Source organism: Deltaproteobacteria bacterium (assembly GCA_021737785.1).
GTDB lineage: Bacteria > Desulfobacterota > DSM-4660 > Desulfatiglandales > Desulfatiglandaceae > AUK324.
Map to the genome: position 1 here is coordinate 1 of JAIPDI010000037.1, position 21,486 is coordinate 21,486.

Here is a 21,486-nt window from a genome sequence, read left to right on the forward strand (position 1 = left end):
GATCGGCAAGACCATCAACCGGAGCCATTCCACGGTCCTCTATTCCGTGGAGCAGGTGGCCCACCGGATGAAGACCGATCGCAATCTCAAATACCAGATCGAGTTCCTCGCCGGGCGCATCGAGGATATGAAAAAATGAGCAGCGACTCCTCCCACCCATTCAAGACGCTTGCCGTGTGGGCCTGTATCATCGTCGGCGGTCTGGCGACAACCGGCATCGGCCTCGTCTGTCTCGTCTCCATCTGGGAAGGGTTCACACACGTCCATCGACCCGGTTCCTGGGTCCCCATCGTGGCAGGAACACTCGTCTTGGGCCTGGCCGTATGGCTCTATGTTAGAGGAACAAAGGCCATCCACGGCCGTCTCGACAGAGATGAACTCCTAAATTTTTGAGATGATTTTCCCAGCCGCCTTATCTGCGTGATATTCCTGCTGCAAGGATCTCAACGCGCCCTTTCCTCATAAAACGACCGCAAAAACTCCTCGTCCTTCGGCGACAGGTTGAATTGGCGGGCGGCTTTCTCGATAAGCTCACCCATCGGATGGGTTTCATCTTCCAAACGGGCTTCGGCAATCCACTTCACTGCCTGGCGTACATTTTCTCCCTTGGGCTGGACAGTTGCCATCTCTCGCTCCTTATGCGTCCCCCTCTAAAACTCCCTTTCCGCCTTCAGGTCCCTTAACATCAGTTCCCGCACTGCATCCCTCGGATCCCTCCCCTCGTACAGGATCCGATAAACCTCCCTGGTGATCGGCATGGCCACCCCCATTTTTACGGACAGTTCATAGGCCGAACGTGCGGTCTTGACCCCCTCGGCCACCATCCGCATACTTTGCGTGATCTCATTAAGTGCCGTGCCCACGGCCACCTTGAGACCAACGCTCCGGTTCCTGCTCTGATCGCCGGTGCAGGTCAGCACCAGGTCGCCCAGACCGGCCAGACCGGCGAAAGTATGGGGATTGGAGCCCATGGCCACACCCAGGCGGGTGATCTCGGCCAGGCCCCGGGTGATGAGGGCGGCCCGGGCGTTCTCGCCGAATTTAAGTCCATCCGATGCCCCTGCCGCAATGGCAATCACATTCTTGAGGGCACCGCCCAGTTGGGTTCCGATCAAATCATCACCGGCATAGACCCTGAAGAAATCCGTTGAAAACAGTTCCTGCAGCTTTTTTGCATGGCCCGGATGCCGACACGCAACAGTGACGGCCGTCGGATATTGGCGGGCCACCTCCCTGGCGAAACTGGGCCCGGACAGACAGGCGAAAGTCTCCTGATATTTCTCGTCCAGGACCTCACCGGCCACCTGAGACATGACCAAAAGCGTATCGTTTTCAATGCCCTTAGTGGCAATCATGACCGGTATATCCGGCCGCAGAAAGGGTTTTAGGGAAACCAATACCGTCCTGAAAACATGGGAAGGGATCGCCAGGAGGGCCAATTGCTTATCCTGCAGTGCCTCTTCAAAAGAATTGACCGGCCGCAATCCATGGCTGACCCTGAACCCCGGCAGAAACACCTCGTTGCGCCGTTCATCGCGGATTTGCCGGAACACCTCTTCCTCCCTCACCCAAAGGTCTACCTCAAGTCCCTTTTCAGCCAGAAGATTCGCCAAGGCCGTGCCCCAGCTTCCCGCTCCGATCACGGCGATTCTCTTTATGTCGGTTCCCTCCAATACCCCTTCCTCTCTCGGGTCAGTCTTCATCTTCCATGAGCTTGGCGACCCCCACCACCTTTTCCCCTTCACCCAGATCGATCAATTTGACGCCTTGCGTATTTCTCCCGATCACCGAAATATCGCCGGCCCTCAGGCGTATGATCTTTCCGTGTCCCGTGATAATCATCAATTGATCCTGATCGTTCACCTGGTAGGAATAGACCACCGGCCCGTTTCTTTCGCTGGTCTTGATGGTGAGGACGCCCTTCCCTCCCTTGCCCTGCCGGGGATACTCGTCCGTCCTGGTGCGTTTGCCAAACCCGTTTTCGGTGACCGTCAGGATTGTGGCCCCCTCTCCGATGGCCTCCATCCCCACGACCCCATTGCCCGGCGCCATCCGGATCCCAATGATACCCGAAGCCACCCTCCCCATGCTCCTCAGTTCGGACTCAGGAAAACGGATCGATTTTCCTTCCCTTGTGGTGAGGAAAATATCCTGCTCCCCACTGGAAACCCTGACTGCAATGAGTTCATCGCCCTCCCTGATTTTAACCCCGATCGTTCCCACCGACCTGGGATGACTGTAAGCGGTCAACTCCGTCTTTTTGACCAGCCCCTCTTTGGTGGCCATCACCACATATTTTCCTTCTTCATAGTCTCTTACCGGGAGAATGGTCGCCACACGCTCCCCCTTCTTCAGATCCAGAAGGTTGACGATGGCCTTTCCTTTGGACATCCGGCCGCCCTCCGGAATCTCATGCACCTTTTTCCAGTAGACCCTGCCCTTGTTGGTGAAGAAGAGGAAAAAATCATGGGAGGACGCAACAAAGAGGTGTTCCACAAAATCCTCGCCCATCGGCTTGACCCCGGTCATTCCCTTGCCGCCCCGGCGCTGGGCCCTGTACAGGCTGATGGGATTTCTCTTGATATAGCCATTATGACTGATGGTAACCACCATGTCCTCTTCGGCAATGAGGTCCTCCATGTCGATGTCCTCTACGTCATCGAGGATTTCGGTCCTGCGCTCGTCGCCATAGAGTTCTTTAACTTCCTTCACCTCATCCTTTATAATATTGAGGACCATGGCCGGGTTCCCAAGGATTTCCTTGTATCGTGCGATATCCTTGATCAGTTCGTAATATTCCGCATTGATTTTATCTCTTTCCAGCCCGGTCAATCGTTGGAGTCTCATGTCTAAAATGGCCTGGGCCTGAATTTCGGAGAATCCGAAATCCGACATAAGGCGGGTCTTCGCCTCTTTGGCGTCGGAAGAGGACCGAATCAATTCAATGACATCATCAAGGAATTCCAAGGCCTTTTTCAGGCCTTCCAGAATATGGGCCCGGGCCTCTGCCTTCTTGAGTTCGTAAATCGTTCTTCGAACCACCACCTCCCGGCGATACTCGATAAAATGCCGGATAATCTCTTTGAGGGAAAGGATCTGGGGTCTCCCGTTGACAATAGATAGAAATATGATCCCGAAGGATGTTTCCAGTTGAGTGAACTTATACAACCTGTTCAGGATCACCAGTGCCACACCGTCCCGCTTCACCTCAATGGCGATCCGCATCCCCTCCCGGTCGGATTCATCCCTGATTTCCGATATTCCTTCTATCTTTTTCTCCCGCACCTGCTCAGCCAGCTTTTCCAGGAGTTTCCCTTTATTCACCTGATAAGGGATTTCAGAAATGATAATTCGCTCACGGTTATGGCCGACCTTCTCCACAAAGGCCCTTGCCCTCATCTTAATGATCCCGCGTCCTGATTCATATGCGTCTCGGATCCCCTTTTTTCCGCAGATAAACCCCGCTGTCGGAAAATCAGGACCCGGAACCAGTTCCATCAGTTCCCTCAAACTGATATCGGGAGTGTCTATAACCCGTTCAACGGCCTGACAGATTTCAGACAGATTATGGGGCGGAATATTGGTGGCCATGCCCACGGCAATTCCTGAAGATCCGTTCACCAGCAGATTGGGTATCCGGCTCGGGAGAACCACAGGTTCCACAAGGGATCCGTCGTAGGTCGGTATGAAATCAACGGTCTCCTTTTCAATATCCGAAAGAAACTCCTGGGTCGCCCGGGCCATTCTGACTTCCGTATATCGCATGGCCGCCGGAGGATCACCGTCTATGGAACCGAAATTCCCCTGACCGTCCACCAGCGGATACCGCATGGAGAACCCCTGGGCCAACCTCACAATCGTATCATAGACCGCCGTATCCCCGTGCGGATGGTACTTACCGATAACATCGCCCACCACCCTCGCGGATTTCTTGTAGGGCCTGTTGAAAAAGTTTTTCAAATCATACATGGCGTAAAGGACGCGCCGGTGAACCGGCTTCAAGCCATCTCTGATATCGGGAAGGGCCCTCCCTACGATCACGCTCATGGAATACTCGAGATAAGACTTTTTCATCTCATCTTCGATATCAACCGACTCATATACCGCTTCTGGCATCATTAGGTTTCAGCTCTCCAATACATTTGTTATTCGAACATTTGGGTTTCGGTATGTAGCATGGATTTCCTGTTCCGGCATCTAAGACCGTTCAATCGGAAATCCGAAGTTTAAATCAATCTTAAATATCCAAATCCTTCACCTCTAATGCGTTGTTCTGAATAAATTCCCTTCTCGGCTCGACCTTGTCGCCCATCAGTATGGTGAATATATTATCGGCCTCCACTGCATCTTCCACCTTCACCCTGACCAGGCTTCTCATATCCGGATTCATGGTGGTGGTCCACAACTGGTCGGGATTCATTTCGCCCAAACCCTTATATCTCTGGATGGCAAGACCCCTTTTGGCCCTTTCCATTAATTCCTTGAGAAGTTGTTCAGGGTCTTCAATTCTTTCTTTCTCTCCGTCCGGTCCTGCCCTGTAACTTCCCTTCTTCAATTCACAAAAATCATCGCGCAACTTCATGAGCTGGCGAAGTTCCGGCGAAGAGAGAAACTCCCAGTCGACGTCGAATTTCTGGCCCCCGGTTTTCGACTCGGTCACCGAGAAAAGATAGAAACCCTCTTCTTCTCCCAGACGAATGTCACTCACCCCGAAACCGTTTTTCTCCAATTGGGCAAAGAGATCCTCCATGAATGCCTTATCTTTGAACTGCTCCTTATTGCTTATCCCATTCAAGATCAGGAGCTGGATAAATCTGGGACTGACCCCTCTCCTGGACAGCTTCTCCAGCTTTTCAAAAAACCTCACCAGCCGATTGAGCATACTGATAAGCCGGCCGCCGGATAATTCTTTTCCATTATCGAAAACGACCACCTCATTTTCCGACACCCGTTTCAAGAGGAAATCATTGAATTCCGCTTCATCCTTTATAAACAATTCCTTCTTTTTGTCCATCAGACGATACAGGGGCGGCTGGGCCACATAGAGATATCCCTTTTCAATAAGATCCGGCATCTGTCTGAAAAAGAAGGTTAAGAGAAGGGTTCGGATATGAGCGCCGTCCACATCGGCATCGGTCATAATGATGATTTTGTGATAGCGGATCGAATCAATATTATAATCCTTTTCGCCGATTCCCGTGCCCAGTGCGGCGATCAATATTCGAATCTCGTCACTGGAAATCATTTTATCAAATCTCGCCTTCTCCACATTTAGAATCTTCCCCTTCAAGGGTAAGATGGCCTGGTTCTTTCGGTCCCTTCCCTGTTTTGCAGAACCTCCTGCGGAATCCCCCTCCACAATGAAAATCTCACTCCTTGCCGGATCCCTTTCCTGACAATCGGCCAACTTGCCGGGCAACGAGTGATCCGAAAGAATTCCCTTCCTCCTTGCTAACTCCCTTGCCTTTCGTGCAGCCTCCCTGGCCCGGGCTGCATCGATCACCTTTCCTAAAATAGATTTTATCACTGCTGGATTTTCTTCAAAAAAGGTGCTTAACCCTTCGTTTACCAGGTTTTCCACCAGGCCCTTGACATCGCTGTTGCCCAGTTTGGTTTTGGTCTGGCCTTCAAATTGAGGATTCGGCAGTTTGACGCTGATAATGCCGGTAAGTCCCTCCCTCACATCGTCCCCGGTCAGCTTTTCCTTGAAGTTCTTGGAAAGGGGCGAATTCTGGAGATAGAGGTTAATGCTTCGCGTCAGTGCCGATTTAAAGCCGATTAAATGGCTTCCCCCTTCTCTTGTGTTGATATTGTTTGCAAAGGTAAACAGGTTCTCTTTGTAGGAGTTGTTGTATTGAAACGCTGCCTCTATCACTACCGCGTTTCTCTCCCCGCTGATGAAAATTGGCTTTGAATGAAGCACCTCCTTATTGGCGTTAAGGTACTCCACAAAGGAGAGAATCCCTCCCTGATAAAGAAAATCCTTCTTCTTTCCGGTCCGTTCGTCCACGATTTTTATGCGCAGACCCTTTGTCAAAAAAGAAAGCTCCCGCATCCGCCTTGCAAGGGTGTCAAAATCAAAATCCAACGATTCAAAAATGGTCGGGTCCGGAAGGAATTTGATCCTGGTGCCTGTCCGCTCGGTCTCCCCGGTTATCTTGAGCTCACTGGTTGTCACTCCCCTCTCGTATCTCTGAAAATAGATTTTTTGGTTCCGGTAAACTTCCACCTCCAGATACTCGGAAAGGGCATTCACCACCGACACCCCGACGCCATGGAGTCCGCCCGACACCTTGTATGATTTATTATCGAACTTTCCGCCGGCATGCAGCTTTGTCATGACAACCTCAAGTGCCGGCATATTGGCGCTTTTATGCATGTCCACCGGAATTCCGCGCCCATTGTCCAGAACCACCACGCTCCTGTCATTCAGGAGCTTGATCTTAATCTCGTCGCAATAGCCGGCCATGGCTTCGTCAATGCTGTTGTCCACCACTTCATAGACCAGATGGTGCAGACCTTCAACAGAGGTGTTTCCGATGTACATGGCCGGTCGTTTCCTGACGGCCGAAAGCCCTTCCAGGACCTTGATGTCTTCTGCCTGGTAAGTAGTATTTTGTTCCATTATCTTAGACCCTCATCGGCATGATCAACCCTATGAACCCGTCGTCTTCGTCCCCCTTGATCACACACGGCTTCGAATTATCCATGAACTCCATATGGATGATATCGCTCTGCATTGCCTGGACAACGTCTATGAAGTATCTGGGGTTGAATCCTGCCTCAATTCTTTCACCCGAGTAGGTTATATCTATTTTTTCCTGGGCCTCACCCAGATCAGGGTTGGCTGAGACCAGGTCCAATACGTCGTTCTCCAAGGTTATCTTCACCGCGCGATACCGTTCATTGCTTAAGATCAGCATCTTCCGCATGGCTTCCAACAGTGAAGACCGCTTCAAGGATATGGAAAAAGCGGCCTCCGTCGGGATGACCGCCTGATAATCCGGAAACTTGGCTTCCAGGAGTCGCATGACCAGCAACGCATTCTGTTTCTTTGCCACGCAATCCTTCTGTTTAAATCCGATTTCCACAACGCCCTCCTCGGACGCCAGCCGGTTCAGTTCAGACATCCCCTTTCTGGGGATCATCACCCCCTGGGCCAGATCCAAAGTTTCAATACCTGGAACAGGCTTATCGATCATCGAGAGTCTGTGCCCATCTGTGGCTACCATTCTCAGATAATGGGTTTCATTATGGGAAACCCTCTCGGTAAAAACTCCGGACAGTTTGAAACCGGCCTCTTCAATGGTTATGGCATAAATGGTCTTATTGATCATATCCGCCAGAATGTTTGCGTCCATCTGAACCATGGCAACGCCCTCAGGTTCGATAAACGCCGGAAACTCGTCGGGCGCGATACATGCGAGATCAAATCGGGCCACGCCGTCTGATAGATGGACCCTGTTGTTCTCTTTGCTCTTAATAGTGAATGTTTCGGAATTGCTTTCCTTGAGAATTTCAAAGAGCTTTCTTCCCGAAATGGTGATGCTGCCCTCCTGTTTGACGTCTGCCGAAAGCGTCTCCTGAAAGCCGAGTTCAAGATCTGTGGCTGAAAGACGAACGGTCGGACCCGAGGCGTCAAAAAGTATGGTTGAGAGAACAGGCATACTGCTTTTTCTTTCAATAATGCTTTGAACCCTTGAAACAGATTTGAGGAGTTCAGACCTGGCGATTTGGATTTCCATTTTTTGCCTCCGGCAGCTGGGTATTAGTGTATGTATAGATATAGAAAAGACAACAATCCTAATAAGAATTGTCTATTTGTTAATACATGGACGATCTATTTGAAATAATGGCTAAAACTTATCATCCATCTCTGATACGCGTTTCATCAGTTTCGAATGCCCCCCCTATAATTTTTGTAAAAATCCAAGCTTTCAACAGGCCTTCGAAATAGTTTGAACAGGTTTTTGAAACGTGAATTCCGGCATTGTAAAGGCCAAATCATCATCATGCCACCAGAGGCGGTTGCAGGGCCGAGGCTCCCTCTCCCATAATGCCTCAATTAAAACAGAAGATTTTGTATGTCATCGATATCTTGTGATATTTTTGCATTGTTAGCTTTAGCCTTCCGTATACACCTATCCGCATATATGACAGTAGAATGATGCCTGTTACCGAATGCACGTCCTATTTCCTTTAGGGAAAGGGGGGTCAGTTTCTTACTGAGATAGATGGCCGCCTGCCTCGGGTATGAATAGGGCCGTCCTCTCTTATCAGATAACAGGTCGGCTAAAGAAATATTGAAATATTTCGCCGTGACGCCTTGTATATGATTAATGTCAATACAGCTTGAAGGAGACGCCGCTTTAATTATCAATTCGGCCACGGAGAGGTCTATGGGTCTTTTATGAGAAAAAAAGTGGTCTTTGATCCTTCCGATATGCTGGATCAGGGTTTTCATGTCATCGGTGGTGTTTGCCAGGAAAAAGGCCACGTCGTCCGGAAGGGTGAGTTTTTCGTTTCCGGCTATTTTTTTTATAATTTTGACCTTAGTCCTTTGACCTGGGGGACGGATCTCTGCTATAAGACCCCATTCGAGACGTGAGCGCAGTTGGGGGAGGAGATTCCGGATCTTGCCGGGCGCATAAGCGGCTGTTACCACCAACTGACCGGCGGATTCGAGGCACGAGCTGCAGAGTGCCAATAGTTCTGCTTGGAGTTTGCGCTGACCGGCGATCAGGTGAATGTCATCCAGGAGAAGAAAATCAGGGGTCTTCTCTGTTTCCCGGAAGCGATCGGGATGCTGGGCGTCCAAGGTGCCTGAGACCTCATTGAGGAACCGATCGGCGGTTAGATAGGTGATATTTGCCCGGGGGTTGTTTTGGAGGACCAGGTTGCCGATGGCATTCAAGATATGTGTTTTTCCCAAGCTGAGTTCACTGTATATATAGAGCGGATTGTAGTCGCTGCCGGGCCTTTGTGCAACGCTCAGGGCTGAAGAGCAGGCAAGACGGTTGCAATTGGCCATAACAAAGTCACCAAAGGTGCTATGGGGGTCGATCCCGTGAAAGAGGGGACTGTTGCGTCCCTTGACGACCCCTTTGATTTGTGGTTGTATAGGATCCGGAGGGTCGGCATAAGTGAAGCGAATCTCCGGAAGGGTGTTGAAATTATGTTTGAAAATGGTTTGAATCTGATCCGTGTAGTTCTCTTGCAGCCAGTGGGCAATGAATTTGTTCGGAACCTCTACAACAACCTGGCGGGCGTTGATTTCCTTCAGGGATGCCCTTGATAACCATCTCTGGAACTCGGACATGGAGATTCCGGATATAAAATCTGCTTTGAATTGGTCCCATGTATAATTTTTTAGTGTCATCACAGATACTTAAATCTTGCGCAACCGGCTGTGTAAAATCGTTTTTTTATAACAAATCGTCATAAAGATATCAATCAAAATCTGTTTGATAAGAAGAGGGAGACAGCAATGACCTATTCGATCGCCCTTGCAGGGAAGGGGGGAACGGGCAAAACAACCATCGCCGGGATGCTGGTCAAATATCTGGTGGAAAAGGGGAGGATTCCGGTCTTGGCTGTGGACGCGGATGCCAACGCCAATCTGAATGAGGTTTTGGGGCTGGAGGTTGAAGAAACCCTGGGAGACGCCAGGGAGCAGATGAAGACGGGGGCCTCCAGCGGCATGACAAAAGATATTTTCATGGAGATGAAGCTCCAGCAGGCGGTCGTGGAGGCGGACGGCTTTGATCTGATCGTTATGGGAAGGCCTGAAGGGGCCGGATGCTACTGCGCTGCCAATACCCTCTTGACCCAGTCCCTGGAGAAACTGATTGCGAACTACACCTCCGTGGTCATGGACAATGAGGCCGGCATGGAACATATGAGCCGGTTGACCACCAATAATATCGAAGCACTTCTCGTGGTTTCGGATCCCACGCGAAGAGGGCTTCAGGCGGCTTCGAGGATCGTGGAGCTGGCAGATAAACTCTCGTTGAATATCGGCCGTAAGATGGTGTTGGTGAACCGCTTCAGAGAGGATCAGGCCCAGGCCCTGGAGCAGGCCCTGGCCGAATATAATCTGGATTTTGTCGGAACGGTGCCCGAAGACGGGGAACTGCAGGAATTTGATCTGAAAGGCAGACCTACCAGTGAGCTGGGAATAGAAAATCCGGCTGTCGCAGCGGCCTACCGCATCTTCGATGCCATCCTATAGCGGAGAAAGACGGGGTTACCGGTGATAGGCGTTGCATGAAACCGGTTGTGCGGCGAAGGATATAGCAACATTTGAACTGATAATCGCTATATGTTGTATTTTTTTCTTTTTTACCCACAATATATAGAAAGGGTCAAAGAGAGAAAAGCCGCTTAAATTACTGCAAAAAATTCTTGACAATGAATTGAGATTCATCTAATTTGCTTTGCAATAGCCTCCGCAGGTGAGGTATTTTTTTGCATTTTCTATGTTATTTTTTTCACAAAGAAATGTTTAAGACATTTTTTTCGTATAAGGGTTTACTCAGTATTTATGGTTGGCGGCAGTGTTTCAGACGGCCGCAGATTATTAACAACAGCATGGAAGAAGGAGGTAAAGACATTGGCCTTTGAAATTCCCAAACAGCCCTATTCCGGAAAGATAGGGAATACCACGGTCGGAACCGGCAGTGGCGCTGTGACGTTGGGGGGTCAGACTTCGTATCCATTTCATGTCTTCGAGGGAGATATGCCGAATCCCCCGAAAATCGCGATGGAGATCTGGGATTACGACCCTTCCAATGAATGGCCTGCAGCGGCCGTTGCCCCGTTTAAGGATGTTATTTCTTCACCTGAGACCTGGGCCAAAAAATGTGTTGACGAGTACGGGGCCGACATTATCGTGCTTCAACTTAAGAGCACCGACCCCAATGGAATGGACAGGAGTCCGGACGAGGCGGCCGAGGTCACCAAGAAGGTTGCAGACGCGGTGGATGTGCCGGTTATCCTGTGGGGTACGGCAAACAACCAGAAGGATGAAGAGGTCCTCAAAAAGATTTCCCAGGTATGCGAAGGCAAGAATCTGGGCCTGGGTCCGGTGGAAGAAGCCAACCACAAAGGGGTGGGTGCAAGCGCCCTGGGGTACGGTCATACGGTCATTGCGTCCTCGCCCATCGACGTGAACCTCGCAAAACAGCTCAACATCCTTCTGGGTAATTTAGGGGTTCAGTCAAACAAGATTGTCATCGACCCCACAACCGGCGGTCTTGGGTACGGTCTGGAATATTCCTACTCGGTCATGGAGCGCATCATGATGGCCGCACTGACCCAGGAAGACGATAAACTTCAGATTCCCATGATCACCAACCTGGGCAACGAGATCTGGAAGTGCAAAGAAGCGGGCCTTCCCCTTGGAGAGATGCCCACATTGGGCGACCCGGAAAAAAGGGCCATCCTCATGGAATGTGTGGGGGCGGTATGCTATCTGCTTGCCGGGTCTTCGGTGGTGATATTGAGGCATCCCGAATCGGTTCGTATGGTCCGTTCGTTTATCGAGCTTTTGAGCAATGGGGGAAGTGCCGCCGACGTTCAGGAGATCTCAAAACTATTGCCGCTGGAGGAGGCGGATCTGATCTCATTGTCTCCTGAGCCCAACCTGGATTTCGGTCCTGCAGAGACTGCTCCCAAACCTGAGAAGGCCCCGGCCAAACCGAAAACCGAGGCAAAGGCTGCCCCTGCGCCTCCCAAGAAAGAAGAGAAGGCTGTAGCCGAACCAGAGGCCAAAAAGGCCGAGCCAAAGCCCGATAAAGCGGTAGCGCCAAAGGCGGAACCCGACGCAAAGGCCACGGCTGAAGCTGAAGCCAAGGCCAAGGCAGAGGCCGAAGAAAAGGCCAAGGCAGACGCCGAAGCCAAGGCCAAAGCCGAGGCGGAAGCGAAAGACAAGGCAGAGGCAGAGGCCAAGGCCAAGGCCGATGCAGAGGCCAAGACCAAGGCGGAAGCGGAAGAGAAGGCCAAGGCAGACGCCAAGGCCAAGGAAACAGAGGACCTGAAGGCCCTGAGATACAAGCGGGCCCAGGAAAGAGAAAAACACGAGGCCGGGCAAAAGGCTCGCGAAGGAGAGGCCGTTGCCAAAACTCCGGCAGGCCAGCAGATGGACATGGTTGAGAAACTGATTGCAGCCATCAATCGTATTCATAAACGGATTTAGAACCCGAAATCGCAATTGGAAAGAGGAGGAACCTCATAATGGCGACAGAAGAAGTCAAGAGTAAGGTTGTTTCAGCAAAGAAAAAGGCTGAGCCGCCCAGGCCGGAAGATCTGGCCCTGGATGTGGCGAGCCAGGAGATGATCGTGAGGTCGAGGGAGATGGAGATCGAGACCATCTTCGATCGGGCTCAGAGCATGAAGCCCTGTAATATCGGGGCCCAGGGAACGTGCTGTAAGAACTGCGCCCAGGGGCCTTGCAGGCTTCCCCTGCCCAAGGGGGGCATAGAGGGGAAGGATACCCGCAAGGGTCTGTGCGGGGCCACGCCCGAGACTATCGCTGCCAGGAATTTCGCCCGGATGGTTGCCGGCGGCGCCGCGGCCCATTCAGACCATGGCAGGGGGGTTGCAGAGACCTTTCTGGCGGCCGCTCGAAAGGAAACCGACGATTATCACATTAAAGATACCAAGAAGCTCCTTGAGATCGCCCCTGATTTCGGCGTAGAGATCACCGTAGAGGGGGAGAACGGCGAAATCCTGGACCGGGATATTGACGAGATCGCCGTGGAAGTGGGTGAAGTCGCCCTGGGCCAGTGGGGACAGCAGACCGGCGAGGTCTGCACCATCAAGCGGGCCCCGGAAAAACGGTATGAACTCTGGAAAAAGCTGGGCGTCACCCCGAGAGGCATCGACCGGGAGATCGTGGAGATCATGCACCGGACCCATATCGGCGTGGACCAGCATTATGAGAATCTGGTGGAACAGTGCAGCCGGGCAGCCATCGCCGACGGCTGGGGCGGCTCCATGATCGCCACCGACCTTCAGGACGTCCTCTTCGGCTGCCCCTATCCCCTGAAGAGTCAGGCCAATCTGGGGGTGATGAAAAAAGATCATGTCAACATCGTCATCCACGGCCACGAGCCCCTCTTGAGCGAGATGATCGTACAGGCCTCCGAGCTCCCCGAGATGTTGGAACTGGCCAAGAGCAAAGGGGCCAAAGGGATCCAGTTGAGCGGCATCTGCTGCACGGCCAATGAGCTTTTGATGAGACACGGGATCCCACTCTGCGGTGATTTCCTGCAGCAGGAGCTGGCCATTATCACCGGCGCGGTAGACGCCATGGTGGTGGATGTACAGTGCATCATGGAGAATGTCGCCAGTGTGGCCCAGTGTTTCCACACAAAGGTGATTACCACCAACCCGCGTGCCAGGATCGCATCAGGCGAAACCATTCATATAGAATTTGATGAACACACCGCCTTTGAAGATGCCAAGAAGATCGTCAGGGCAGGCATCGAAAACTTCCCCAACAGGGAAAAGGAGGTCATGATTCCGAATGACAGGCATGACCTGGTCGCCGGATTCAGCTACGAGGCGATCAACTACCATCTGGGCGGGACCTTCCGGGGATCCTATACGCCCTTAAATGACAACATCATCAACGGCCGCATACGGGGTATCGGCGGAGTGGTTGGGTGAAACAACGCTCGAACCTCGCTGGATGCGGGGCATATCGCCGTTGTAAAAGAATTGATCAAGCATGATGTGATTGTACTTACCACCGGGTGTAACGCCATTGCCTGCGCCAAGGCCGGACTCCTGACGCCCGAATCGGCGGCTGTTTACTGCGGTCCCGGGCTGGCCGAGGTCTGTGAGACGGTCGGCATTCCGCCTGTACTGCACATGGGTTCATGCGTGGATAACAGCCGGATCCTCATGGCGGCGACCGAAGTGGTCAAGGCCGGGGGCCTGGGCGAGGATATCAGCGACCTTCCGGCCGCCGGATCCGCGCCCGAATGGATGAGTGAAAAGGCCATCAGCATCGGCCATTATTTTGTGACCGCAGGCGTGTATACCGTTTTCGGCGTGACCATGCCCGTGAGCGGCTCGCCGGTCTTCGAAGACTACCTGTATAACAAACTGGAGGGCCTCTATGGCGGCATGTGGGATCTGGAGGTGGATCCGATCAAGCACGCCCACAAGATGATCGCCCATATTGACAAGAAGCGGAAGGCCCTCGGCATCGACAAGGCGCGTGAGAGGGTCCTCATGGATATGGCTGACCGGCAGAAGCTGGAGGCGGCGTAAACCGAAAAACACCTCTTAAGAAGGGAGGACATACACCATGTCAAAATTAGTAGCGTTTGCGGCCATTCAAGGCGCTTACAATATTGTCTCAAAGGCGGAAGGGACCTACAAGCGGGCCCTGGAAACCTACGGCGGAAGCCAGAAGCTGGAGTTTCCCAATACCGCCTATTTTTTACCCATTATATATTCTCTGACCGGGATCAAGGTGACGGATCTGGATTCGGCGAAAAAACCCCTGGAATTTGCACGGAGCCTGTTGCCGCCCCATGTGAAAAAGGACTGCCACCTTCCCTACCTGGGACCCCTCCTGGATGCAGGGATGGGGGCGATTTTTGCCGAGGAGATCTCAGAGGCCATCCGGTATGTGGAAGACCCGGATTTTTATCAACCCGAGGTGGAAGACCCGGATGTGGACAACGGCAAGATCTGGCTGGGTGCGGCCGATGACGCCATCATGAGAAAACGGGGCGTGGAGTTCGTGGACGGCACGGCCCCGGGGTTTGCCGCCATCGTGGGCGCGGCCCCCGATTCGGCCACCGCCAAGAAGATGGCCGAGGAGTATCAGCTCAAGACCATCTATGTTTTTATGGCCGCCAATCAGAACAACACCACCTTCACGGAGCAGCTCCTGGAGCAGAAGGTCCAGATCGGCTGGAACACCCGTCTGGTCCCCTTTGGGCCGGATATCTCCGCTGCGGTGTTCGCCCTCGGTTTTGCCAACCGGGCGGGCATGTCCTTCGGCGGCATCCAGCCGGGAGACTATAAGAAGATGCTGGCCTATCAGAAAAACCGCATCTTTGCGTTCGTCAACGCTCTGGGCGACGTCAATGCCGAGTGGGCGGCCAATGCGGCCGGATGCGTGAACTGGGGATTTCCCACCATCGCGGATACGGATATTCCGGAGATCCTGCCTACAGGCGTCTGCACCTATGAACACGTGGTGGCCAACGTGGGTCACGATGAAATGCCCCAGAGATCCATCGAGATTCGCGGGCTCAAGGTGAGCATCACGCAGATCGACATCCCCTTGGCCTACGGCCCGGCCTTCGAAGGCGAGCGGGTCCGAAAAGACGACCTCTATATGGAGATGGGCGGCGGCAAGACCCAGTGCACCGAGTTGTGCAAGATGGCGGATATGAACGCCATAGAAGACGGTAAGACAGAGGTCATCGGTCCTGACGTCAAGGACGTGAAAAAGGGAGACAGGCTCCCACTGGGGATTTTCGTTCAGGTGGCCGGCCGGGAGATGCAGGCCGACTTCGAGCCGATCCTGGAACGGCAGATCCACCACCTCATCAACTATGCCCAGGGCATTATGCACATCGGGCAGCGGGATATCTCCTGGATCCGGGTAGGTGAGCCGGCCATCGAGAAGGGATTTACCCTCAAGGATATCGGGACCATCCTTCACGCCAAGTTTCATCAGGACTTCGGGAGCATCCTGGATAAGGTCCAGGTGACCCTGTATACGAAGAAGGAAGACGTGGATAAGCTCACGAAGACCGCCAGGGCCGAATACAAGGCCAGGGATGAGCGGGTGGAGAGCATGACGGACGAGAGTGTGGAGACCTTTTATTCCTGCACCCTCTGCCAGTCCTTTGCCCCGAGCCATGTCTGCATGGTGAGCCCGGAGCGGACCGGACTGTGCGGCGCCTACAACTGGATGGACTGCAAGGCCTCCTTTGAGATCAATCCCACAGGTCCCAACCAGCCCGTGAAAAAGGGCGAGGTCTTGGACCCGGTATTGGGGCAGTTCAAAGGGGTGAACGACTTCGTGTTCAAGGCCTCTCGGCAGACGGTCGACCACTACAACTTTTACAGCATTGTCCATGACCCCATGACCACCTGCGGCTGCTGTGAGTGCATTGCCGCGGTGCTTCCGGGGTGCAACGGGGTCATGACGGTTCACCGGGACTACACCGGCGAGACCCCGTGCGGAATGAAATTTACCACCCTGGCCGGGGTCATGGGGGGGGGACAGTCCTCGCCCGGCTTCGTGGGTCATGGTAAATTCAATATCACCCAGCGCAAGTTCATCGCAGGGGACGGCGGGCTCCTTCGCATGGTCTGGATGCCCAAATCGCTCAAAGAGGAGATCAAGGAGCGGCTCATGAAGCGGGGAGAAGAGCTTGGGGTCCCCGATTTATATGACAGAATCGCGGATGAGACCGTGGGCATTGACGAGGAATCGGTCATGGCCTTTCTCAAGGAAAAGGACCATCCGGCCTTGAAGATGGACCCGATCGTAGGGTAAGGGATAAGCGCCAATTCATTTTCCGGACGCGGGTAGACGCAGACCCTGCAGATTAAGTCATCTGTGGGTGTCTGCGGCCTCCTGCGTCCCCATAGATGAGGAGTACATTATGGGATTAACTGGAATTCAGATATTTAAGCTGTTGCCTAAAACGAACTGCGGGGAGTGCGGCGTACCCACATGCCTCGCCTTTGCCATGAATCTGGCCGCGGGCAAGGCGGAACTGGACAGCTGCCCGTATGTGTCGGATGAGGCCCGGGCCCAGTTGGCAGAGGCCTCTGCCCCGCCGATCCGGCCGGTTGCCATCGGGGCCGGCACAAGGGCGTTCAAGACGGGCGGCGAGACCGTCATGTTCAGGCATGAAAAAACCTTTTACAATCCGACCGGACTCGGGGCCATGGTCGCCTCGGATATGGACCCGGCCGCCCTGGATACCAAACTGAAGGAGTGGAACGCCCTTCAGTTTGAGAGGGTGGGCCTCAATCTGAGGCCCGAGCTGGTAGCCCTGAAGGATGCGGGCGATGCGGCGGCGTTTGCGGCTGCTGCCAAGAAGATCGCCACGGAGAGCGAATTCAATTTGGTGCTCATGACAGAGAACGTTGACGCCATGAAGGCTGCGGTGGAGGCCTGCGCATTCAAAAAGCCGCTTCTGTACGCAGCGACCGCGGCCAATGCCGAAGACATGGGGAACCTGGCAAAAGAAAAGGGACTCCCCCTGGCCGTTAAGGCGGACAATATGGATGATTTGATCGCCCTCAGCGATAAGCTGACGGGGATGGGGCTGAAGGATCTGGTGCTCGATTCAGGGGCCAGGGAGATCAAACCGCTCCTGCAGGATCAGGTGTCCATCCGAAGGGCCGCACTCAAGGCCGGCAACAAGTCCCTCGGGTTTCCCACCATCACCTTCCCCTGTGAAATGGCGAGCAACCTGGACATGGAGACCCTCATTGCGTCCATGCTGATCGCCAAATACGGAGGGATCGCCATCCTCTCGGATTTCAAGGGTGGAAGTCTCTTTTCCCTCCTCCTGGAGCGGTTGAATATCTACACAGACCCGCAACGTCCCATGACCGTTACAGAGGGGATCTACGAGATCGGTTCGCCGGACGAGAATTCTCCGGTCCTGGTGACCACCAACTTCTCTCTGACCTACTTTATCGTCAGCGGTGAAATAGAAGGGAGCCGGGTGCCGAGCTGGCTGCTGATCCTGGATACGGAAGGCCTATCGGTCATGACCGCATGGGCCGCAGGAAAATTCTCCGGAGACGTGGTGGGCATGTTTGTGAAGAAGTGCGGCATCGCCGACAAGGTGAAGCACCGGAAGATCATCATCCCCGGCTACGCCGCCTCCATCAGCGGCGAGATGGAAGAGGAACTGCCTGACTGGGAAATTCTAATCGGGCCCAGGGACGCCTCTCTGATACCCAAATACCTCAAGGACATGGCAGCAAAGTAGAATGAAAACCAGGAGTTGGAACTTGCCGTGCCGGGGCCAGCAAGCCCGGCCGGCCCAATAGACAACATGAGACCTTGATCTCGGAACAAACCAGAAGAAGGGGGAGTGTGCCCATGTTATTGATTGGTGAAAATTTAAATGTCATCAGCACGGTGATCGGCAAGGCCTTTAAGGAAAAAAATCCGGGCCCCATTGCCGAAGAGGCCAAGCGCCAGAAGGAAAAGGGGATGGACTGGATCGACATCAACCTGGGCCCCGCCAGAAAGGGCGGACCCGAGTTGATGGAGTTCGTGGTCAAGACGGTGCAGGAAGCCATCGGGGATTCGCCCCCTCTCTGCCTCGATACCTCCAACGTCGAGGCCATGGAAGCGGGACTTTCGGTGCACCAGGGGAAGGCCATTATTAACTCCATCATGTGCCGGCCTGAACGATATGAAAAGATGATCCCTTTAGCAGTCAAGTACAAGGCCAACATGATCGCCCTCATGTGGGGACCGGAAGGCCTCCCCAGGGACGAAAACGAGCGGGGCGCCCTGGCTGCCGAGCTGATATACGCCGCCAATGAGGCCGGCGTGCCCAATGAAGACATCTTTGTGGACGGGATTGTGACCCCGGTGAATATCCAGCAGCCGCAGGCACTCAGCCTGCTCGCCTTTCAAGAGATGCTTCCGGATATGTTCCCCGGCGTCAAGTCCACCTGCGGACTCTCCAATATCTCCAACGGACCGCCGGATCATCTCAGGCCGATCCTCAATCAGACCTATATGGTCATGCTGGAGAGGAAGGGGATGTATTCCTGTATCGCCGATGCCTACGATGATCAGCTGGTGGCCATTGCCCGGGGAAAGCGACCCGACGTGGTGGAGATTATTCACAAGGTCATGGACGGCGAAGCCATCGATATGGGTGCCCTTACAAAGGAGTTGCAGGGCTATGTCAAGACGGCCAAGGTGATCTTAGGCGAGTCGCTATATTCGGACTCATGGCTTGAGCTGTAACAGAGACCTTATTGAACCTAAAAGAGGCCTTCCCAGCATACCAGGGATGGGGTGCGGGGAGGCCTCTTTTTTATACTGAAGCGAGGAAATGAAAGGATTCGGGACATGGAAAATGCTGCATGCAACACCCCCGGCGATTTTGAGCGTGCCCAGCAGGACAAGATGATTGAGGCCAATCTTGGACGCATCGGCCGGAAGATATTGGTGATGAGCGGAAAGGGCGGGGTGGGGAAAAGTACGGTGGCCGCCTATCTTGCCCTCCTCTTGAGCCAAAACGGCAGCCGGGTCGGGCTCCTGGATGTGGACCTGCACGGCCCCACCATTGCGAGGCTCATGAACGTTCAGGGCGGTTTTGATATGAGCGAAGAAGGGGTGGTCAGGCCCTACCGCTTCTCCGACACCCTCCGCATCGTCACCCTGGAGATGATGCTTGGAGACAAGGATACGGCGGTGATCTGGCGGGGACCGATGAAGATCAGCGCCATCCGGCAGTTCATCTCTGATATTGAATGGGGAGACCTCGATTATCTGCTGGTGGATTCGCCGCCGGGCACCGGAGATGAGCCGTTGACCGTGGCACAGACGATCCCTGATGCAGAGGCGGTTATTGTGACCACCCCCCAGGAGATCAGCCTGGCGGACGTCCGGAAATCGATTAATTTCTGCCGACAGGTGGACATGAAGATCCTGGGGGTCGTGGAAAACATGAGCGGTCTGATATGCTCAGGTTGCGGTGAGACCGTGCCGATGTTCGGGACGGGCGGCGGCGAACTCATGGCCTCCCAGATGGGGGTTCCCTTTCTGGGCCGGATCCCCATGGATGGGGGAATGGTGGTTTCAGGCGACAGAGGGGATCTCAAGACCCTCATGGCCAGATCGGATCTGGAGATAAACGCCGCCTACAAAAAGATACTGGAAAAGTTTGGTCCGACCCAGCCAGTGAATTGATGAATCGGTCATCGTTTAATATCCCCTGCAGATGCGCCCATGCGGGAAACGCAGTTTGGGGCTCCGGCCAATTTTAGCTTGCAGCAGGGGGCGCTTCATGGTATTGAGGACAGCTGTAGAGCGGTCACAACATATAAATGAATTCTCCTCGCCAATGCTATTTCATCAATAAAACGGAACAGACAATGGAGCTTACTCAAAACCAGATCGATTACTGCATGGAATGCGGGGTATGCACCGGGAGCTGCCCGGTCAGCAGGGTGCTTCCTTCTTTTTCGCCCCGTCAGATGATCAAACGGGCCATGAAGGAACCGGACGGAGATCTTTCCGGGGCCCATGAGATATGGGCGTGCCTGAGCTGTGCACGATGCAGCACAAGGTGCCCGGTCGAGATCGATTTCCCCGAATTCATCCGGTCCTTCCGGCAGAAGGCCCGGCGGACCGGGAATCTCCCTTTTGAGAGTCATCACGGTATGCTGCAATCCATTGCCGGGCTCCAGACGGGTGAAGTCCGACAGCGGCGCACGGATTGGGCCGGGGAAACGGGCGTTTTTTCAGACCAAGGAGAGTATTTCTATTTTGTGGGGTGTCTTCCCTATTTTAACGTTATCTTTAACTACCTGGATATATCACCGCTCCAGAGCGCACGGGGGGTCCTCACCATTCTCAACAGGATGGGGATTACCCCTGTTATCAGCAATGAAGAACGGTGCTGCGGGCATGATGCCTTATGGAGCGGAAATGAGGAGACCTTCCGCAAATTGGCCGAACGCAATATGGAGGTAATCGCCTCCTCAGGGGCCAAGACCGTCCTCTTCAGTTGCCCTGAAGGATATACCACCTTTAAGACACATTATCCCAAATATTTTGGGGAACTCCCGTTTGAAACCCTTCATATGACCGAATTCCTGGCCCGTGAACTGCCGGGCTCCGGGCTTTCTTTCAAGCCTTCCCAAAACGGCGCGTTAACCTTTCACGATCCATGCCGGCTGGGCAGGGGGGCAGGTCTCTATGAGCAACCTCGAGAACTGTTGAAACTGATCCCGGAAAGCCGCCTGGTGGAGATGGGCCGCAACAGAGAAAATGCACTGTGCTGCGGCACCAGTGCGTGGATGGAGTGCTCCAACTGCTCAAAGGCCATGCGCATTGAGCGGCTGGATGAGGCGTTGCAGACCGGGGCCGATACGCTGATAACCGCCTGTCCCAAGTGCCACATTCATCTCTCCTGCGCCCGGAACACGGCTGAATTGGATCTGAAGGTGACAGATTTGTACGTCTACCTCTCAGAGGGGCTGTCGGAGAGCAATAATGGATGATCGCTCATAAAAAGTCCCTTGGACGGCACCCTGTCAAGAGCAGTTCTTATGGTTGGATCCGTCACAATCCCCAAGAAGTGCTTCGGGTTTTTCCTTTCACCGCATCCTTGGGCTGAATTCCATATGTCAGTCAATCCCCGGCATATCCCATTGACGCAGAAAGGCCTCGGCCCCGGCTGTCCCATATCAGGGATGGGGCCCGGCCCTAACGATCTTCGACGATTTCCTCCCTTT

14 protein-coding genes and 1 pseudogene are annotated in these 21,486 nt (G+C 53.6%); 9 read left to right on the forward strand and 6 right to left on the reverse strand.

Going from position 1 to position 21,486, the window contains the following annotated elements; all coding sequences use genetic code 11:
- Positions 1-135: 135 nt before the first annotated feature.
- A complete protein-coding gene (locus K9N21_16945; protein ID MCF8145602.1) occupies positions 136-393 on the forward strand; it encodes a hypothetical protein in 258 nt (85 codons plus the stop codon).
- A 50-nt stretch (positions 394-443) separates the two neighbouring features.
- On the opposite strand, the gene K9N21_16950 is transcribed toward K9N21_16945, so the two are convergent.
- From K9N21_16950 to dnaA, 6 genes are all read right to left on the reverse strand, one after another.
- The gene (locus K9N21_16950; protein MCF8145603.1) at positions 444-626 is read right to left on the reverse strand and encodes a hypothetical protein; all 183 of its coding nucleotides are present in this window, start codon (positions 624-626) and stop codon (positions 444-446) included.
- A gap of 24 nt (positions 627-650) precedes the next feature.
- Positions 651-1,703 carry an NAD(P)-dependent glycerol-3-phosphate dehydrogenase gene (locus K9N21_16955; protein MCF8145604.1) on the reverse strand — a complete coding sequence of 351 codons (1,053 nt, stop codon included), beginning with the start codon at positions 1,701-1,703 and terminating at the stop codon, positions 651-653.
- Positions 1,693-4,119: a DNA gyrase subunit A gene (gene gyrA, locus K9N21_16960; protein ID MCF8145605.1), complete on the reverse strand. Its 2,427-nt coding sequence runs from the start codon at positions 4,117-4,119 to the stop codon at positions 1,693-1,695. The genes K9N21_16955 and gyrA overlap by 11 nt, the downstream gene beginning before the upstream one ends.
- Before the next feature lie 118 nt (positions 4,120-4,237).
- Complete coding sequence (gyrB, locus tag K9N21_16965) at positions 4,238-6,625, reverse strand: DNA topoisomerase (ATP-hydrolyzing) subunit B (protein ID MCF8145606.1); 2,388 nt, start codon at positions 6,623-6,625, stop codon at positions 4,238-4,240.
- A 4-nt stretch (positions 6,626-6,629) separates the two neighbouring features.
- On the reverse strand, positions 6,630-7,745 hold the full coding sequence (gene dnaN, locus K9N21_16970) for a DNA polymerase III subunit beta (GenBank protein MCF8145607.1): 1,116 nt from the start codon (positions 7,743-7,745) through the stop codon (positions 6,630-6,632).
- A 320-nt stretch (positions 7,746-8,065) separates the two neighbouring features.
- Positions 8,066-9,319 carry a chromosomal replication initiator protein DnaA gene (gene dnaA, locus K9N21_16975; protein ID MCF8145608.1) on the reverse strand — a complete coding sequence of 418 codons (1,254 nt, stop codon included), beginning with the start codon at positions 9,317-9,319 and terminating at the stop codon, positions 8,066-8,068.
- A 168-nt stretch (positions 9,320-9,487) separates the two neighbouring features.
- Between dnaA and K9N21_16980 the strand changes: the two genes are divergently transcribed.
- The 8 genes and pseudogenes from K9N21_16980 to K9N21_17015 all read left to right on the forward strand — a co-directional run bounded on the left by K9N21_16980 (position 9,488) and on the right by K9N21_17015 (position 21,252).
- Positions 9,488-10,231, forward strand: coding sequence for an AAA family ATPase (locus K9N21_16980; GenBank protein ID MCF8145609.1), 744 nt, complete (start codon positions 9,488-9,490; stop codon positions 10,229-10,231).
- Between the two features lie 381 nt (positions 10,232-10,612).
- The gene (locus K9N21_16985; protein MCF8145610.1) at positions 10,613-12,196 is read left to right on the forward strand and encodes an acetyl-CoA decarbonylase/synthase complex subunit delta; all 1,584 of its coding nucleotides are present in this window, start codon (positions 10,613-10,615) and stop codon (positions 12,194-12,196) included.
- Positions 12,197-12,234: 38 nt separating this feature from the next.
- A pseudogene (gene cooS, locus K9N21_16990) lies at positions 12,235-14,280 on the forward strand (anaerobic carbon-monoxide dehydrogenase catalytic subunit).
- A 37-nt stretch (positions 14,281-14,317) separates the two neighbouring features.
- Complete coding sequence (gene cdhC / locus K9N21_16995; GenBank protein ID MCF8145611.1) at positions 14,318-16,534, forward strand: CO dehydrogenase/CO-methylating acetyl-CoA synthase complex subunit beta; 2,217 nt, start codon at positions 14,318-14,320, stop codon at positions 16,532-16,534.
- Between the two features lie 109 nt (positions 16,535-16,643).
- Positions 16,644-17,990 (forward strand): acetyl-CoA decarbonylase/synthase complex subunit gamma, encoded by a 1,347-nt coding sequence (locus K9N21_17000; GenBank protein MCF8145612.1) that lies wholly within the window; start codon positions 16,644-16,646, stop codon positions 17,988-17,990.
- A 113-nt stretch (positions 17,991-18,103) separates the two neighbouring features.
- Positions 18,104-18,988: a dihydropteroate synthase gene (locus K9N21_17005; GenBank protein ID MCF8145613.1), complete on the forward strand. Its 885-nt coding sequence runs from the start codon at positions 18,104-18,106 to the stop codon at positions 18,986-18,988.
- 105 nt (positions 18,989-19,093) lie between these two features.
- Positions 19,094-19,936: an Mrp/NBP35 family ATP-binding protein gene (locus tag K9N21_17010; protein ID MCF8145614.1), complete on the forward strand. Its 843-nt coding sequence runs from the start codon at positions 19,094-19,096 to the stop codon at positions 19,934-19,936.
- Between the two features lie 185 nt (positions 19,937-20,121).
- Positions 20,122-21,252 carry a (Fe-S)-binding protein gene (locus K9N21_17015; protein ID MCF8145615.1) on the forward strand — a complete coding sequence of 377 codons (1,131 nt, stop codon included), beginning with the start codon at positions 20,122-20,124 and terminating at the stop codon, positions 21,250-21,252.
- Positions 21,253-21,486 lie beyond the last annotated feature (234 nt).

Excerpts from the sequence above, each read along its gene's own strand:
- K9N21_16980 (MCF8145609.1), top strand. The coding sequence starts at position 9,488 with ATGACCTATTCGATCGCCCTTGCAGGGAAGGGGGGAACGGGCAAAACA.
- cdhC (MCF8145611.1), top strand. The coding sequence starts at position 14,318 with ATGTCAAAATTAGTAGCGTTTGCGGCCATTCAAGGCGCTTACAATATT.
- gyrB (MCF8145606.1), bottom strand. The coding sequence starts at position 6,625 with ATGGAACAAAATACTACTTACCAGGCAGAAGACATCAAGGTCCTGGAA.
- K9N21_17015 (MCF8145615.1), top strand. The coding sequence starts at position 20,122 with ATGGAGCTTACTCAAAACCAGATCGATTACTGCATGGAATGCGGGGTA.
- gyrA (MCF8145605.1), bottom strand. The coding sequence starts at position 4,119 with ATGATGCCAGAAGCGGTATATGAGTCGGTTGATATCGAAGATGAGATG.
- dnaA (MCF8145608.1), bottom strand. The coding sequence starts at position 9,319 with ATGTCCGAGTTCCAGAGATGGTTATCAAGGGCATCCCTGAAGGAAATC.
- K9N21_17000 (MCF8145612.1), top strand. The coding sequence starts at position 16,644 with ATGGGATTAACTGGAATTCAGATATTTAAGCTGTTGCCTAAAACGAAC.
- K9N21_17005 (MCF8145613.1), top strand. The coding sequence starts at position 18,104 with ATGTTATTGATTGGTGAAAATTTAAATGTCATCAGCACGGTGATCGGC.
- dnaN (MCF8145607.1), bottom strand. The coding sequence starts at position 7,745 with ATGGAAATCCAAATCGCCAGGTCTGAACTCCTCAAATCTGTTTCAAGG.
- K9N21_16945 (MCF8145602.1), top strand. The coding sequence starts at position 136 with ATGAGCAGCGACTCCTCCCACCCATTCAAGACGCTTGCCGTGTGGGCC.
- K9N21_17010 (MCF8145614.1), top strand. The coding sequence starts at position 19,094 with ATGGAAAATGCTGCATGCAACACCCCCGGCGATTTTGAGCGTGCCCAG.
- K9N21_16950 (MCF8145603.1), bottom strand. The coding sequence starts at position 626 with ATGGCAACTGTCCAGCCCAAGGGAGAAAATGTACGCCAGGCAGTGAAG.
- K9N21_16955 (MCF8145604.1), bottom strand. The coding sequence starts at position 1,703 with ATGAAGACTGACCCGAGAGAGGAAGGGGTATTGGAGGGAACCGACATA.